The organism is Aliihoeflea sp., assembly GCF_052435475.1.
In the GTDB taxonomy this organism is placed as follows: Bacteria; Pseudomonadota; Alphaproteobacteria; order Rhizobiales; family Rhizobiaceae; genus Aliihoeflea.
Map to the genome: position 1 here is coordinate 1 of NZ_JBQVMV010000005.1, position 12,793 is coordinate 12,793.

At 65.0% G+C, this 12,793-nt stretch carries 17 protein-coding genes; 8 read left to right on the forward strand and 9 right to left on the reverse strand.

The features are described 5' to 3' along the window. Positions 1-139 precede the first annotated feature (139 nt). Positions 140-1,081 (reverse strand): nucleoside hydrolase, encoded by a 942-nt coding sequence (locus ACT6QU_RS08250; RefSeq protein ID WP_444564140.1) that lies wholly within the window; start codon positions 1,079-1,081, stop codon positions 140-142. Between the two features lie 113 nt (positions 1,082-1,194). On the opposite strand from ACT6QU_RS08250, the gene ACT6QU_RS08255 reads away from it, so the two are divergent. Then, positions 1,195-1,620, forward strand: coding sequence for an Hsp20 family protein (locus ACT6QU_RS08255; RefSeq protein WP_444564139.1), 426 nt, complete (start codon positions 1,195-1,197; stop codon positions 1,618-1,620). 79 nt (positions 1,621-1,699) lie between these two features. Then, on the forward strand, positions 1,700-1,960 hold the full coding sequence (locus ACT6QU_RS08260; protein WP_024586905.1) for a DUF1150 family protein: 261 nt from the start codon (positions 1,700-1,702) through the stop codon (positions 1,958-1,960). Between the two features lie 99 nt (positions 1,961-2,059). On the opposite strand, the gene ptsN is transcribed toward ACT6QU_RS08260, so the two are convergent. The 6 genes from ptsN to lptC form a co-directional block, all read right to left on the reverse strand. Continuing rightward, entirely contained in the window at positions 2,060-2,524 is a 465-nt protein-coding gene (gene ptsN, locus ACT6QU_RS08265; protein WP_444564138.1) for a PTS IIA-like nitrogen regulatory protein PtsN, read from the reverse strand. 46 nt (positions 2,525-2,570) lie between these two features. Next, a complete protein-coding gene (gene hpf / locus ACT6QU_RS08270; protein WP_024586907.1) occupies positions 2,571-3,158 on the reverse strand; it encodes a ribosome hibernation-promoting factor, HPF/YfiA family in 588 nt (195 codons plus the stop codon). Positions 3,159-3,393: 235 nt separating this feature from the next. Next, positions 3,394-4,887 carry an RNA polymerase factor sigma-54 gene (rpoN, locus tag ACT6QU_RS08275; RefSeq protein WP_444564137.1) on the reverse strand — a complete coding sequence of 498 codons (1,494 nt, stop codon included), beginning with the start codon at positions 4,885-4,887 and terminating at the stop codon, positions 3,394-3,396. Between the two features lie 109 nt (positions 4,888-4,996). Next, positions 4,997-5,776 (reverse strand): LPS export ABC transporter ATP-binding protein, encoded by a 780-nt coding sequence (gene lptB / locus ACT6QU_RS08280; protein ID WP_444564136.1) that lies wholly within the window; start codon positions 5,774-5,776, stop codon positions 4,997-4,999. Between the two features lie 8 nt (positions 5,777-5,784). Beyond that, positions 5,785-6,348 (reverse strand): LptA/OstA family protein, encoded by a 564-nt coding sequence (locus tag ACT6QU_RS08285; RefSeq protein WP_024586910.1) that lies wholly within the window; start codon positions 6,346-6,348, stop codon positions 5,785-5,787. Beyond that, positions 6,348-7,001, reverse strand: a complete 654-nt coding sequence (gene lptC / locus ACT6QU_RS08290; protein ID WP_444564135.1) for an LPS export ABC transporter periplasmic protein LptC — start codon at positions 6,999-7,001, stop codon at positions 6,348-6,350. Before lptC ends, ACT6QU_RS08285 begins: the two co-directional genes overlap by 1 nt. A gap of 292 nt (positions 7,002-7,293) precedes the next feature. On the opposite strand from lptC, the gene sppA reads away from it, so the two are divergent. The 3 genes from sppA (at position 7,294) to ACT6QU_RS08305 (ending at position 9,044) form a co-directional block, all read left to right on the forward strand. Next, positions 7,294-8,262 (forward strand): signal peptide peptidase SppA, encoded by a 969-nt coding sequence (sppA, locus tag ACT6QU_RS08295; RefSeq protein ID WP_444564134.1) that lies wholly within the window; start codon positions 7,294-7,296, stop codon positions 8,260-8,262. Positions 8,263-8,419: 157 nt separating this feature from the next. Further along, positions 8,420-8,710: an integration host factor subunit beta gene (locus ACT6QU_RS08300; RefSeq protein ID WP_024586913.1), complete on the forward strand. Its 291-nt coding sequence runs from the start codon at positions 8,420-8,422 to the stop codon at positions 8,708-8,710. A gap of 28 nt (positions 8,711-8,738) precedes the next feature. Next, entirely contained in the window at positions 8,739-9,044 is a 306-nt protein-coding gene (locus ACT6QU_RS08305; protein WP_444564133.1) for a DUF1049 domain-containing protein, read from the forward strand. Here the strand turns inward: ACT6QU_RS08305 and ACT6QU_RS08310 are convergent. Beyond that, a complete protein-coding gene (locus ACT6QU_RS08310; protein WP_444564132.1) occupies positions 9,041-9,745 on the reverse strand; it encodes an HAD family hydrolase in 705 nt (234 codons plus the stop codon). The two genes, ACT6QU_RS08305 and ACT6QU_RS08310, sit on opposite strands and share 4 nt — an antisense overlap. 59 nt (positions 9,746-9,804) lie before the next feature. Next, complete coding sequence (locus ACT6QU_RS08315) at positions 9,805-10,203, reverse strand: hypothetical protein (RefSeq protein WP_444564131.1); 399 nt, start codon at positions 10,201-10,203, stop codon at positions 9,805-9,807. A 293-nt stretch (positions 10,204-10,496) separates the two neighbouring features. Between ACT6QU_RS08315 and ACT6QU_RS08320 the strand changes: the two genes are divergently transcribed. Genes ACT6QU_RS08320 through lspA form a run of 3 tightly spaced genes read left to right on the forward strand, consistent with a single transcriptional unit; the run spans position 10,497 to position 12,759 of the window. Then, positions 10,497-11,414, forward strand: a complete 918-nt coding sequence (locus ACT6QU_RS08320) for a class I SAM-dependent methyltransferase (protein ID WP_444564147.1) — start codon at positions 10,497-10,499, stop codon at positions 11,412-11,414. Next, entirely contained in the window at positions 11,411-12,262 is an 852-nt protein-coding gene (locus ACT6QU_RS08325; protein ID WP_444564130.1) for a TrmH family RNA methyltransferase, read from the forward strand. The genes ACT6QU_RS08320 and ACT6QU_RS08325 overlap by 4 nt, the downstream gene beginning before the upstream one ends. Next, positions 12,259-12,759, forward strand: coding sequence for a signal peptidase II (lspA, locus tag ACT6QU_RS08330; RefSeq protein WP_444564129.1), 501 nt, complete (start codon positions 12,259-12,261; stop codon positions 12,757-12,759). The genes ACT6QU_RS08325 and lspA overlap by 4 nt, the downstream gene beginning before the upstream one ends. Positions 12,760-12,793 lie beyond the last annotated feature (34 nt).

A 12,793-nucleotide genomic window follows, 5' to 3' on the forward strand; every position in this document is an offset into this window, starting at 1 on the left:
CCCAAGCTGACCGCTCATCAAACCGCCTCCAAACAAAGACGACTGAATCACAATCAGCCAATTTTGCAACGATCTCCCTTGTGGGGAGGGATAAAGGGTGGGGGTCAATTCAGAAAAAACCCTTTGCAACTCCCCCAGATCAAAGTCGCCCCAGCCGCTCCGTCAACAACCCAAAAAAACCATCCGCGTCGATGTCGCGCATGACCTTGGCGTTCTTCGGCCGGCCGGTCGTGCCCCACCAGTCGACGACGGTCGCGCCCATCGTCAGTTCCGACATGGTCTCGACGGTGACGTTGCAATCGCGCCCCAAGAACAGCTCCGGCTTCAAAAGCCAGGCGATGACACAAGGGTCGTGCAGCGGCCCGCCATCGGTGCCGTATTTCTGTTCGTCGTAGCGCTCGAAGAAATCGAGCAGCGCTGCCGTCGCCTCGCCGACCGGCGTTCCAATTGCGCGGATCGCCTCGACCCGGGCGCGCGTCGTCAGCGCCTTGTGGGTGACGTCGAGCGGCATCATCACGATCGGCACGCCCGATTTCAGCACGACGTCGGCGGCGTGCGGGTCGACATAGATGTTGAATTCGGCGGACGGCGTGACGTTGCCCTGCTCGAAATAGCCGCCGCCCATCAGCACGATCTGCTTGATGCGGCTTGCGATCTTCGGCTCCTTGATCAGCGCGAGCGCGATGTTGGTGAGCGGCCCGAGCGGGCAGAGCGTGATCGTGCCCTCCGGCTCGGCCATCAGCGTCTCGACCAGATAGTCGACCGCGTATTGCTTCTGGAGCTGCATGGTCGGCTCCGGCAGGTCCGGGCCGTCGAGGCCGGTTTTGCCGTGGACTTCCTCGGCGGTGACGAGCTGGCGCATCAGCGGCCGGACTGCACCGGAATAGACCTTGATGTCGGGGCGGCCGGCAAGCTCGCAGATCTTGCGCGCATTCGTCTCCGTCAGCGCCAGCGGCACGTTGCCGGCGACCGCCGTGATGCCGATCACCTCCAGTTCGGGGCTCGCCAGGGCCAGCAATATGGCCACGGCATCGTCCTGTCCGGGGTCGGTGTCGATGATGATCTTTGCGGCCTGCGACATGTGATTGGTCCCTCGCGTTCGACTTGAACTGCGTATGGCGACAATCCATATCAGGGTCAACGGCCAGAACGCCTTCGGGGTCCGGCCAGACCGTCGCTCTTCGAGGACACGAAATGACGCGCATGACACCTTTCTCGAATCCGCTTCTGCTCGGGTTCGACACGATGGAAAAGACGCTCGAACGGGTCGCCAAATCCGGCGATTCCTATCCTCCCTACAACATCGAGCGCCTGGCATCGGGCGAAAATGCCGGCCATCGCCTGCGCATCACGCTGGCCGTGGCGGGCTTCGCCGAAAGCGATCTCGACGTGTCGATCGAAGAGAACCAGCTCGTCGTCCGCGGCAAGCAGGTCGACGACGGGGAACGCGATTTTCTCCACCGCGGCATCGCCGCAAGGCAGTTCCAGCGCATCTTCGTGCTTGCCGACGGCATGCGTGTGACCGGTGCGGCCCTGAAGAACGGGCTTTTGGGCATCGATCTCGACCGTCCGGAACCGGAACGGCTGGTAAAGAAAATCAACATTTTAGTGAAAGATTGATCGCAGGATCAATCGGAACCGAAAGGCTCGGCTGCGGGTTGGTCCTGTGAGACGTCCCGCCAGGCTCAGGAGGCTGACGATGACTGAGAACGAACATCACGACAATCCGCTGACGAACGACGAACTCGCGCATCTGGGCGAGGGAACCGTCGCCTATCTGCGCCAGATGGATTCGGACGATCTGCGCGGCAAGTTCCCCGGCATGCCGGAAATGGCGTCGGGGCTGCGGCTCTGGGCGGTCTTTGCCGCCGATGGCCGGCCGATCCTTCTGACCGACCAGCGCGAGACGGCGATCGCCGGCGCGATGCAGAACGATCTCGTGCCCGTCAGCATTCACTGACACACCCGTTTCGACCGGATTTCCCTGCGCGCCCGAACGCTGCAGGGGAACATGAAAAAGGCGGCCCGAAGCCGCCTTTTTTCGTGCCGTGAGCAAAGCTCAGGCGGCGTTGGTGGTCGCGTTTTCGGCCAGGAAAGCGTGGATCGCGGAGGCGTCCGTGGTGCCCCTGATCTTGGCGACCGTCTCGCCGTCGCGCAGCACGCGAGCGGTGCGCGACAGCGCCTTCAGGTGATCGGCGCCCGCGCTTTCCGGCGCGAGCAGCAGGAAGACGAGATCGACCGGCTGGTCGTCCAGCGCCTCGAACTCGACCGGATGGTCGAGCCGGGCGAAGACGCCGGTGATCTTCGCGATACCGGGCAGCTTGCCATGCGGAATGGCGATGCCGTTGCCGACGCCGGTCGAGCCGAGGCGTTCGCGCTGCAGGATCGTGTCGAAGATTTCACGCTCGGGCAGGCCGGTGATCGATGCCGCCTTTTCGGCCAGAAGCTGCAGAAGCTGCTTCTTGGAATTGGCCTTCAAGGCCGGCATCACTGCCGAAGCCTCGATCAGATCGCTCAGATCCATTGGAAATCCTCTTGATCCCGCATTCGGCGAACGTTTCTCGCCGGTGCTAGTTCGCGTTCGCGCCCAAAGCCGAAGACGGGTCGATCCAGCCGATATTCCCGTCGGGGCGTCGATAGACGATGTTGACCGAATCCGTCCCGGCATTGCGGAAGACGACGACCGGCGTGTCCTTGGTGTCGAGTTCGATGACCGCGGTCGCGACTGACATGGTCTGCAACGCGACGGTCGATTCGGCGACGACGGCGGGTGCGTAATCGTCCGGCACCTCGTCGTCTTCTTCGCCGACAGGCGACATGATCCGATAGGCCATGTCGATGGCGTCAGCGCCGTTGGCGCCGGTATTGTGCGACTTCAGGCGGCGCTTGTAGCGGCGCAGGCGCTTTTCGATGCGCTCTGCCGCGCCGTCGAAGGCGAGCTGCGGGTCCTGCGCCTGTCCGGTCGCCTGCAGCACCATGCCCGTGTCGATGTGGATCGAGCAGTCGGCGGTAAAGCGCGAGCCGGCCTTCTCGACGGTCACCCGTCCCGAAAATCCGCCGTCGAAATACTTGTCGACGGCATCGCCGATACGGCTCTCGATCCGCGTGCGGAACGCTTCGCCGATCTCCATGTGCTTTCCCGAAATGCGCAGACTCATGACCTATCTGACCTTCTGTTCATGCTGACCGGGCCGTTGGTGACCCATCTGGGTACATAGGCGAGTGTATACCCGTCGCCAGCCTGCACAAGGTTTTCCGGCGCCGTCTCCCCACGACGTCGGGGGTCGGGCCGGAGGCGAACATGCGCCGAAGACCGGATGGCATTTGCGCCCCGGCCCATTGCGGCGCGGCTTCTAGTCCCTTAACGAAACCTTGTCAATGAAGCCGCCCGGCTCAGCCCGAAAACGCCGCTCTTGCGCGCTTTTCGCGGCGGCGCTGGACGGAGGAGGCGATGTTCATTCCCTCGCGATATTTCGCCACCGTGCGCCGCGCGATGTCGATCCCGTCCGCCTTCAGCGCGTCCATGATCGCGTCGTCGGAGAGGACGTTCTCGGGCCGCTCGGCGTCGATCAAGGCGCGAATGCGGTCGCGCACCGCTTCCGACGAATGCGCGTCGCCGCCGCCGGAGGCCGCGATGGCGACGGTGAAGAAATAGCGGAACTCGAAGACGCCGCGCGGCGTCATCATGAACTTGTTCGACGTCACCCGGCTGACGGTGGATTCGTGCATCCCGATCGCGTCGGCGACGGTCTTCAGGTTGAGCGGGCGCAAATGCCGCACGCCATGGGCGAGGAACGCGTCCTGCTGGCGCACGATCTCGGTCGCGACCTTCAGGATGGTTCGCGCGCGCTGGTCGAGCGAGCGTACCAGCCAGTTGGCGCTCTGCAGGCATTCGGAGACGAAATCCCGGTCCTCGCGCTGCCGCGCGCCCTTGGAGACGGTCGCGGCATAGGTTTGGTTGACGAGAATGCGGGGCAGGGCGTCGGGGTTGAGGTCGATCGCCCAGCTCCCGTCCGGCGCCGCGCGGACCACCACATCGGGCCGGATGATCTCGGCCGTGTCGACGACGAAGGCGAGGCCGGGCTTCGGGTCGAGGCCGCGCAGTTCGGCCAGCATGTCGAGAAGGTCCGCCTCGTCGACGCCGCAAATCTTTTTCAGCGTCGCGAAATCGCGCCGGGCGACCAGTTCCAGATGGGCGACCATCGCCGCCATCGCCGGGTCGAGCCGGTCGCGCGCGGCAAGCTGCAGCGCGAGGCACTCGGCAAGGTCGCGCGCGAAGAGCCCGGCCGGGTCGAAGCGCTGGCAAAGGCCAAGCACGCGTTCGGCCTCGGCCGCCGGCACGCCCAGCCGGTCGGCGATCTCGCCGGTGTCGGCGCGCATATAGCCATCCTCGTCGAGCGCGTCGGCAAGCTCCCCCGCGATGAACCGGTCCTGCGGCGCGCGGATCGACAGCGCGATCTGCTCGCGCACATGCTGGCGAAGGTCGGGCTTGCCGGGCGCGAAATCGAAACTGTCGAAGCCGGTATCGGTCGGTCCCGAAGCTGACGGCGCCGAAGAGGAAAGCGCCGCGAGAGCCGGTTCGTCGGGAAAGACGTTTTCCAGCGAGGTGTCGAGCTGGTCGGCCATGCGTTCCGAACTCGAGCCATCGCTGGCCTCGAACCATTGATCGACGCCGTCCTCGGCGGATGGCTCGTGGCCTGGCGCGTCCTCGTCGGGAGCGTCGTCGGCCTCTGCCCGTTCGAGCAGCGGATTGCGCTCGATTTCCTCATCGATGAACTTGTCGAGCTCGAGCTGGGTGAACTGCAGGAGACGGATCGACTGCAGCAATTGCGGTGTCATCACCAGCGATTGCGACTGCCTAAGCTGAAGTCTGGCCCCAAGCCCCATTTCGACCCGATCCCGTAAGGGCCTTTTTCGGCCTCTCGTCAGGGCGATACAAAACTGGCGCGGGACTTGCTTGTCAAGCCGATTGGACTTCGGGCCGGCGCAAATCCGGCTAAAGGGTAAAGCCTTCGCCCAGATAGAGCCGGCGCACGTCCGGATTGGCGACGATTTCGGTCGGCCGGCCATGCGTCAGCACCTGGCCGGCATGGATGATGTAGGCGCGGTCGATCAGCCCGAGCGTCTCGCGCACATTGTGGTCGGTGACGAGCACGCCGATGCCGCGCGCCGTCAACTGGCGCACCAGATGCTGGATGTCGGACACCGCGATCGGATCGACGCCCGCGAAGGGTTCGTCGAGCAGCATGAAGTTCGGGTTCGACGCCAGCGCGCGCGCGATTTCCAGCCGCCGCCGCTCACCGCCCGACAGCGAGATCGATGCGGCCTTGCGCAGATGCGAGATGTTGAATTCTTCCAGAAGCTCGTCGAGCCGCTCCTCGCGGATCTTCCGGTTTTTCTCGGTGACCTCGAGAATGCCACGAATGTTCTGCTCGACCGAAAGGCCGCGGAAGATCGACGCTTCCTGCGGCAGATAGCCGATGCCGAGGCGAGCGCGGCGATACATCGGCAGCGAGGTGACGTCGTTGCCGTCGATCTCGATCGTGCCCGCATCGACCGGCACGAGCCCGGTGACCATGTAGAAGCAGGTCGTCTTGCCCGCGCCATTGGGGCCGAGCAGCCCGACGGCCTCGCCCGCGCGCACGCCCAGCGAGACGCCCGAGACGACCTGGCGCCCCTTGTAGCTCTTCGTCAGGCCGCGCGCGATCAGCGTGCCCTTGAAGCGGCGCGGATCGGTGGTGCTGGCCGTGGCCGCAGGTTCCGGTCGGTTGAGCATCGGGCCGATTACTGCCTCTGCGAGCCGGGCTGGAGCAGCATGCGCACGCGCCCGCCGCCCTGGTTGCCGCAGCCGTCGAGTTCGGCGACGCCGGTGTTCATCTGGACGCGAAGCTGGCAGCCGACGATGACGTTCTCGCCTTCGGTCAGCACGACCTCGCGGCCGGAAAGCGTCAGAAGCTCGGTGCCCATGTCGAACGTCCCGCGATCGCCGGTGGCGACCTGCGTGGCGGTCTGGATATAGACCGTTTCCTCGACCTCGATGCGCTCGATGTCCGAAGCGCCGGTCGAAGGCGTCGAGGCGCCGGAGCCGTCGCTGACGTAATGGACGACCATGCGCCCGGCGCGCAGCGTCGTCTCGCCCTGCACCACCTGAACGTTGCCGGTGAAGACGGCGGTGCCGTCATTGTCTCGCACTTCGAGCCGGTCGCTCTCGATCTCGATCGGCTGGTCGCCGTCGAGCTGCAGCCCCGACATGCGGCTTGCCTGCTGGGCCGTCGCGACGGACGCCATGACGAGCGCAAGCCCGAGCACGGCCGCGCCGCCGAAAATCCCCCTGATCCCCGTCCCCATTACTGCGTCACTCCACTGGCATTGGACGCGGACTGCAGTTTCGCCCCGTCGATGCGCATGCGCACCCGGTTCTCGAAGATCAGCACCGCGCCGTCATCGGCGATCTGCATGGAGTCGGCGGTAACGTTCGTTCCGTCAAGATCAATTTCGACCGGATCGTTCGTTTGCAGCGCTCCGCTCGAAATGTCGACGACTGCCGACTGGAAGCGCGCATTGATGCCCTTCTCCGTCTGCACGCTCATCGGGCTCGTCACGTCGAGCCGGTTGGCCGTGCGGTCGAACGTGCCGCTTTCTGTGATCACGGTAACCCAGTCGTCGCCTTCGAGCGGCAGCCGGGCGTTGATCTGTTCCAGGTCGATCCGGTCGCCTGCACCGATCACCTGCGAGGCGCGCGCCGCGCTCATCGAATAGGGGCGGTTGTCGGAGGTGAAGCCGTCGAGCTTGGGGTTCTGCATGACGAGGCGCCCGTCTTCGACCGAGGTCGAGCCGAGCTGGAAGCCGATGGAGCCCGGCGAGGACAGCCATGCGGCGGCCCCGAAGATGACGACGAGCGCCACCGCGCCGACGGGCAGGGCGCGTTTCATGAACCGCACCCGGCTCGAATGGCGCTGCGCGCGCACGAAGCGGTCGTCCGGCCTTGAAATGTCGGTCATCTCGAACCTCTGCCAGGGCCTTGAGAACGGCCCTGCTTCTCGATCTGTGCTGCGATCGGCATGCGGATCGCAGGATTTGTCGCTGCTATGCGCCGTTTTGCCTGAAACTTCTATGAACGAAATCTTCGAACGACTTGGATAAGCGCCCAATATGGTGATTTTCCGGCTATTGAACAGGGGTGCCTCTCACGCAAGGTGATGCGGCCATGTGCGTGGCTGCCCTGCGCCGCCTCTTCTATCCGCCTCTGCCATCGGATAAGAAAAGCCTTCGCGAAGAAGAAGGACGACCGGCATGGCCGCACGAGCCGACGATCTGATCGACCGCAGACGGTTGCGGCGCAAGCTCTCATTCTGGCGCGTCGCCGCCATCCTGCTCGTCGCGGCGATCGTCGTCGCGACCACGGGCTATTTCTGGCGCGACGGCACCGGCGTGGGCATTGCGCACATCGCCCGCATCAAGATCGAGGGCACGATCACCGAGGACGAGGAGCTTCTGGAGCGTCTCGAGCGCGTCCGGGAATCGGCGATGGTCCGCGGCGTGATCCTGCACGTCAATTCGCCCGGCGGCACGACCGCGGGCGGCGAGGCGGTGTTTGAGGCGGTGCGCAAGCTGGCTGCCGAAAAGCCGGTCGTCGCGCAGGTCGGAACGCTCGCCGCCTCGGCCGGCTACATGATCGCCAGCGCCGCCGACCACATCGTCGCGCGCCAGTCCTCCATCGTCGGTTCGATCGGCGTCCTCTTCCAGTATCCGGACGTCACCGGGCTGATGGACAATCTCGGGATCAAGGTGGACGGCGTGAAGTCCTCGCCGCTCAAGGCCGAGCCCTCGCCCTTCACGCCGACGACCGAGGAAGAACGCGCGATGATCCGCGCCCTCGTCATGGACAGTTATGAATGGTTCGTCGGCCTCGTTCAGGATCGCCGGCCGCTCGATCGCGCCGAGGTGCTGGCGCTTGCGGACGGCTCGATCTTCACCGGCCGTCAGGCGCTGGACAGCAAACTGGTCGACAGCCTCGGCGGCGAGGAGGAGGCGGTGCGCTGGCTGGGCACGCGCGGCGTCGATGGCGAACTCGAAGTCGTCGAGTGGAAGCCGCGCAATCAGGGCGGCTGGTGGGGTGTCGGATCGCAGGCGACCATCGCCTCGCTTCTCGGCCTCGACCGCCTCGTGAACGCGCTTTTCGCCCGCGCCGGACTGGAGCCCTTGTTTCTTGACGGGCTTGTATCGGTCTGGCAACCTCGCTCCTCATCGACGGCCGACTAAAAATTTAATGAAATCATTCGGCTAGAGCATCGTTGTCAGGAATGGTAACCGGTTTTGCGGATCGGTGCGATGCGCGATGGGTCATGTGGATCGCCACAAGCTCCGACGAGGGGGCAGGCGGTCCTGCTGCGGCGGGTCCTGGGAGAGGGATGGGACGATGATCAAATCCGAACTGGTGCAGACGATTGCCAACCGCAATCCGCATCTTTTCCTTCGCGACGTCGAGAATATCGTCAACGCGATCTTCGACGAGATTACCGAGGCCCTGGCACAGGGAAACCGCGTGGAACTGCGCGGCTTCGGGGCCTTTTCGGTCAAGAACCGGCCAGCGCGCGTCGGGCGGAACCCGCGCACGGGCGAGGCCGTTGAAGTGGAGGAAAAGTGGGTCCCCTTCTTCAAGACCGGCAAGGAACTGCGCGAGCGGCTGAACACCGACGCCTCGTCCTGAGCAGCCAAGCCCGCCAAACGGAGCACCTATGCGCAAATTCGTCGGCCTCGCCATCTATCTTCCGGTAGCGATCCTCCTGATCGCGCTTGCGGTGGCGAACCGCGGCTGGGTGCCGTTCTCGCTCGATCCGTTCAACGCCGACAATCCGGCGCTCACCTTCCAGGCGCCGCTTTTCGTTCTTCTGTTCCTGACGCTGGTGCTGGGCATGTTCCTCGGCTCGATCGCGACCTGGCTGCGCCAGGCGCCCTATCGCAAGATGGCCCGCCAGCAACGCGCCCAGCAGCCCGAATCCACGGACGCTTCCGGCAAGGTCGTCGCCCGCCCACGCGCCTAGCCGTCGATTTCACCGACCAGCGCGGCCAGCCCGGAAAGGTCCGCCATCTCGCGAAAGCGCGGATGTGCGTCCGGCTTGTCGGCGTGCTCGAAGCTCCATGTCAGGTCGTGCGGCACGTAGACGCCCCAGCTCCCCGCATCGAGTGCCGGGACGACGTCCGACTTGAGCGAGTTGCCGATCATCATTGCCGTGGACGGGTCGTGCCCGCCGACCGAGAAGATGCGCGCATAGGTCGCCTCGCTCTTGTCCGAAACGATTTCCACCGCGTCGAAATGCTCGCCGAGCCCCGATGCGGCGAGCTTGCGCTCCTGGTCGAAAAGGTCGCCCTTTGTGATGAGGACCAGACGATAGCGCCCCGCAAGCGCCTCCAGCGCCTCGGCGGCATGCGGCAGCGTCTCGACCGGATGGCGCAGCATCTCGCGGCCGGCCGCGAGGATCTTCGCGATCGTCTCCGCCGGCACCCGCCCATCCGTGATCTCGATCGCCGTCTCGATCATCGACAAGGTGAAGCCCTTGATGCCGAAACCGTAATGCCCGAGATTACGCTTCTCGGCCTCGAGCAGCCGCTGCGTCAGATGCTCCCTTTCCGCGTGATCGGCCAGCAGCGCGGCAAAATGCGCCTCGGTCATGCGGAAGAACTGTTCATTCTGCCACAATGTGTCGTCGGCATCGAAGCCGATGGTCGTGAGTGCGCCTGCCATCTGCCGCCAATCCCTTTCGGACCGGCGGCAGAATTCATTGCATGCGAGCGATGTCAAGCTCAGCCGAAGGGGAAGCGCCGTCCGCTGGCGTTGATCATCGTGTAGCTGGTTCCGTTGGTGACGACCCGGTCGCAGCGGTTGGCGCCGGTGTTGAACTTTACACAGACGCGACCGTCAGTAATCTCGTAGCGGCCCGGGTCGGCGCCGCGATAGAGATAGGTGCCGTCGGCCTTGTAGGTCATGCCGCCGGACATCGTCCGGCCCACGGCTACGGCGCGGATTTCATCCGCAGTGGCCGGACGTTCGGCCGCGGCTGCCGGCGCCGATGCTGCCGCGGCGTTGGCCGCGGGGTCCGCGCTTTGGCAGGCTGCAAGCGCCAGGGGCGCCGCAACTGCTAGAGCGACGGCAAAAATAGAGTGCGCCCGGCGAATGCCGGACAACAACATGATGTTGGACATAGGAGCATCTCTTCTGTCTTGAAGCAGGAATGGTGGCCCCTCTAAGTAAATATGCATATTTTTACTTGAACCGCAAGTATCCATGTTGCGGACGCCGGCCCAAGCCACGAACCGCGTGGTGCCGGCTTTCCTGCATTCCTTGCGGTTGCCGCGCCTCTATGGCAGAAGCGCGCGCATCTGTCCTGAACGAGAACGAGAGCTTGAAATCCAGGGAGCGCAACAGGCGCCGCGACCGGCCCGAGACGTCCGACCGTGCGCCGCAATCCGCGCCGGCGCCGAAGGCCGCGCGCGATCTGTCGCGCCGCAAGGGCGCGTTGCCGGCAGAAAACCTGCCGCTGATCCTCGAGGTCGCGCCGAATGACGACTATGCGCTGATCGATTCCGGCGCCGGGCTGAAGCTCGAGCAGTACGGCCCCTACCGCATCGTGCGCCCGGAAGGGCAGGCGATCTGGCAGCCGGCGCTCGGGCCCCGCGATTGGGAGAACGTCGACGCGGTCTTCACCGGCGACACCGACGAGGAAGGCATGGGCCGCTGGCGCTTTCCGAAAAGCCCGCTCGGCGAGACTTGGCCGATGAAGCATGACGGGATCGACTATCTCGGCCGCTTCACCTCGTTCCGCCATGTCGGCGTCTTCCCCGAGCAGGCCTCGCACTGGTCGCAGATGGAAGACTGGATCAAGGCGGCCAAGCGGCCGGTCAAGGTCCTGAACCTCTTCGGCTATACCGGCCTCGCCTCGCTGGTTGCCGCACGCGCCGGCGCCGAGGTCACCCATGTCGACGCCTCGAAGAAGGCGATCGGCTGGGCGCGCGAGAATCAGGAAATGGCGGGCCTCGCCGACAAGCCGATCCGCTGGATCTGCGAGGACGCGATGAAGTTCGTCGAGCGCGAGGAGCGCCGCGACAGCCGCTACGACATCATTCTATTCGACCCGCCCGCCTATGGGCGCGGCCCCAAGGGCGAGGTCTGGCAGCTTTTCGAGGACCTGCCGGCGATGGCCGACATCTGCCGCTCGATCCTGACGGACAGGCCCATCGGCGTCGTCCTGACGGCTTATTCGATCCGCTCGTCCTTCTTCGCGATCCACGCCTTGATGCGCGACATCTTCGCAGGTCAGGGCGGGTGCGTGGAATCGGGCGAACTCATCATTCGCGAGAAGTCCGCCGGCCGCGCGCTGTCGACCTCGCTCTTTTCGCGGTGGGTGGCGCAATGAGCGAGCCGAGGACGCCCCGCGTGGGCCAGGTGAAGGAAATCACCAGCCTCTCCAATCCGATCGTCAAGGACATCAAGGCGCTGGCCTTGAAGAAATTCCGCGACGAACAGCACGCCTTCATGGCCGAGGGGTTGAAGCTCGTCATCGACGCGCTCGAGGGCGGCTGGACGATCCGGACGCTGATCTATTCCAAGGCCGGCATCGGCAATCCGGCGGTGGAGAAGGTCGCCGCGCGCACCGTCGCGCTGGGCGGTCTGGTGCTCGAAGTCTCCGAAAAGGTGCTCGGCGCGATCACCCGCCGCGACAATCCGCAGATGGTCGTCGGCGTCTTCGAGCAGAAGCTGACGAAGCTGCCCGACATCCGCCTTTCTGCCGGCGATGTCTGGGTGGCGCTCGACAGGGTGCGCGATCCGGGCAATCTCGGCACCATCATCCGCACGGTCGACGCGGTCGGCGCCAAGGGCGTGGTCCTCGTCGGCGAGACGACCGATCCGTTCTCCCTCGAAACCGTACGCGCCACGATGGGCTCGGTCTTTTCCGTGCCCGTCGCGCGCGCGACGCCGGAGGCCTTCCTCGCCTGGAAGGCGAAGGCGGGCGCCATGCTCGTCGGCACGCATCTCAACGGCTCCGTCGATTATCGCACGCCGCGCTATCAGGGCCGCCCGGTCGTCCTCCTGATGGGCAACGAGCAGCAGGGCCTGCCGGACGAACTGGCCCGCGCCTGCGACGAACTGGTGCGGATTCCCCAGGCCGGACGCGCCGATTCGCTCAATCTGTCGGTTGCGACCGGCATCATGCTTTACGAGGTGCGCCGCGCCGCCCTCGAAATCGGAGACAGACTGGCGTGAGCGAAACCCATCCCCGCAATCCGCGCGTCCTGATCGGCTACGGCCTCGTCGTCATCGTCGCCGTCGCGCTCGACCAGTGGATCAAATTCTGGGTCGAAACGCACATGGCGATGCACGAGCGCATCGATATCGTGCCGATGCTGGCGCTGTTCCGCACCCACAACACCGGCATCGCCTTCTCGCTCCTGTCCGAGTTCGGCTCCGTCGGCCTCGTCGTGATGACGGGCGCGGTGACGCTGTTCGTCCTCTATCTCGCCGCCAAGTCCGAACCGCACCAGCGCTGGGCGCGGCTCGGCTTCGCGCTGATCATCGGCGGCGCGATCGGCAATCTGATCGACCGCGTCTGGCTCGGCTACGTCGTCGATTACGTCCTCTTCCACCTGCCCAACTGGTCGTTCGCGGTGTTCAATCTCGCCGACGCCTTCATCACGGTCGGTGCGATGCTGGTGGTCCTCGAAGAGATCATCGCCTGGCGCAAGTCCCGCACGCCAAGTTGACGGCGCGCATCTGACGTCGGAAACTCGCTGCAAC

What these genes read in the sequence shown, in the direction of transcription:
- ACT6QU_RS08250 (WP_444564140.1), bottom strand. Translation starts at nt 1,081, where the DNA reads ATGTCGCAGGCCGCAAAGATCATCATCGACACCGACCCCGGACAGGAC.
- ACT6QU_RS08255 (WP_444564139.1), top strand. Translation starts at nt 1,195, where the DNA reads ATGACGCGCATGACACCTTTCTCGAATCCGCTTCTGCTCGGGTTCGAC.
- ACT6QU_RS08260 (WP_024586905.1), top strand. Translation starts at nt 1,700, where the DNA reads ATGACTGAGAACGAACATCACGACAATCCGCTGACGAACGACGAACTC.
- ptsN (WP_444564138.1), bottom strand. Translation starts at nt 2,524, where the DNA reads ATGGATCTGAGCGATCTGATCGAGGCTTCGGCAGTGATGCCGGCCTTG.
- hpf (WP_024586907.1), bottom strand. Translation starts at nt 3,158, where the DNA reads ATGAGTCTGCGCATTTCGGGAAAGCACATGGAGATCGGCGAAGCGTTC.
- rpoN (WP_444564137.1), bottom strand. Translation starts at nt 4,887, where the DNA reads ATGGGGCTTGGGGCCAGACTTCAGCTTAGGCAGTCGCAATCGCTGGTG.
- lptB (WP_444564136.1), bottom strand. Translation starts at nt 5,776, where the DNA reads ATGCTCAACCGACCGGAACCTGCGGCCACGGCCAGCACCACCGATCCG.
- ACT6QU_RS08285 (WP_024586910.1), bottom strand. Translation starts at nt 6,348, where the DNA reads ATGGGGACGGGGATCAGGGGGATTTTCGGCGGCGCGGCCGTGCTCGGG.
- lptC (WP_444564135.1), bottom strand. Translation starts at nt 7,001, where the DNA reads ATGACCGACATTTCAAGGCCGGACGACCGCTTCGTGCGCGCGCAGCGC.
- sppA (WP_444564134.1), top strand. Translation starts at nt 7,294, where the DNA reads ATGGCCGCACGAGCCGACGATCTGATCGACCGCAGACGGTTGCGGCGC.
- ACT6QU_RS08300 (WP_024586913.1), top strand. Translation starts at nt 8,420, where the DNA reads ATGATCAAATCCGAACTGGTGCAGACGATTGCCAACCGCAATCCGCAT.
- ACT6QU_RS08305 (WP_444564133.1), top strand. Translation starts at nt 8,739, where the DNA reads ATGCGCAAATTCGTCGGCCTCGCCATCTATCTTCCGGTAGCGATCCTC.
- ACT6QU_RS08310 (WP_444564132.1), bottom strand. Translation starts at nt 9,745, where the DNA reads ATGGCAGGCGCACTCACGACCATCGGCTTCGATGCCGACGACACATTG.
- ACT6QU_RS08315 (WP_444564131.1), bottom strand. Translation starts at nt 10,203, where the DNA reads ATGTCCAACATCATGTTGTTGTCCGGCATTCGCCGGGCGCACTCTATT.
- ACT6QU_RS08325 (WP_444564130.1), top strand. Translation starts at nt 11,411, where the DNA reads ATGAGCGAGCCGAGGACGCCCCGCGTGGGCCAGGTGAAGGAAATCACC.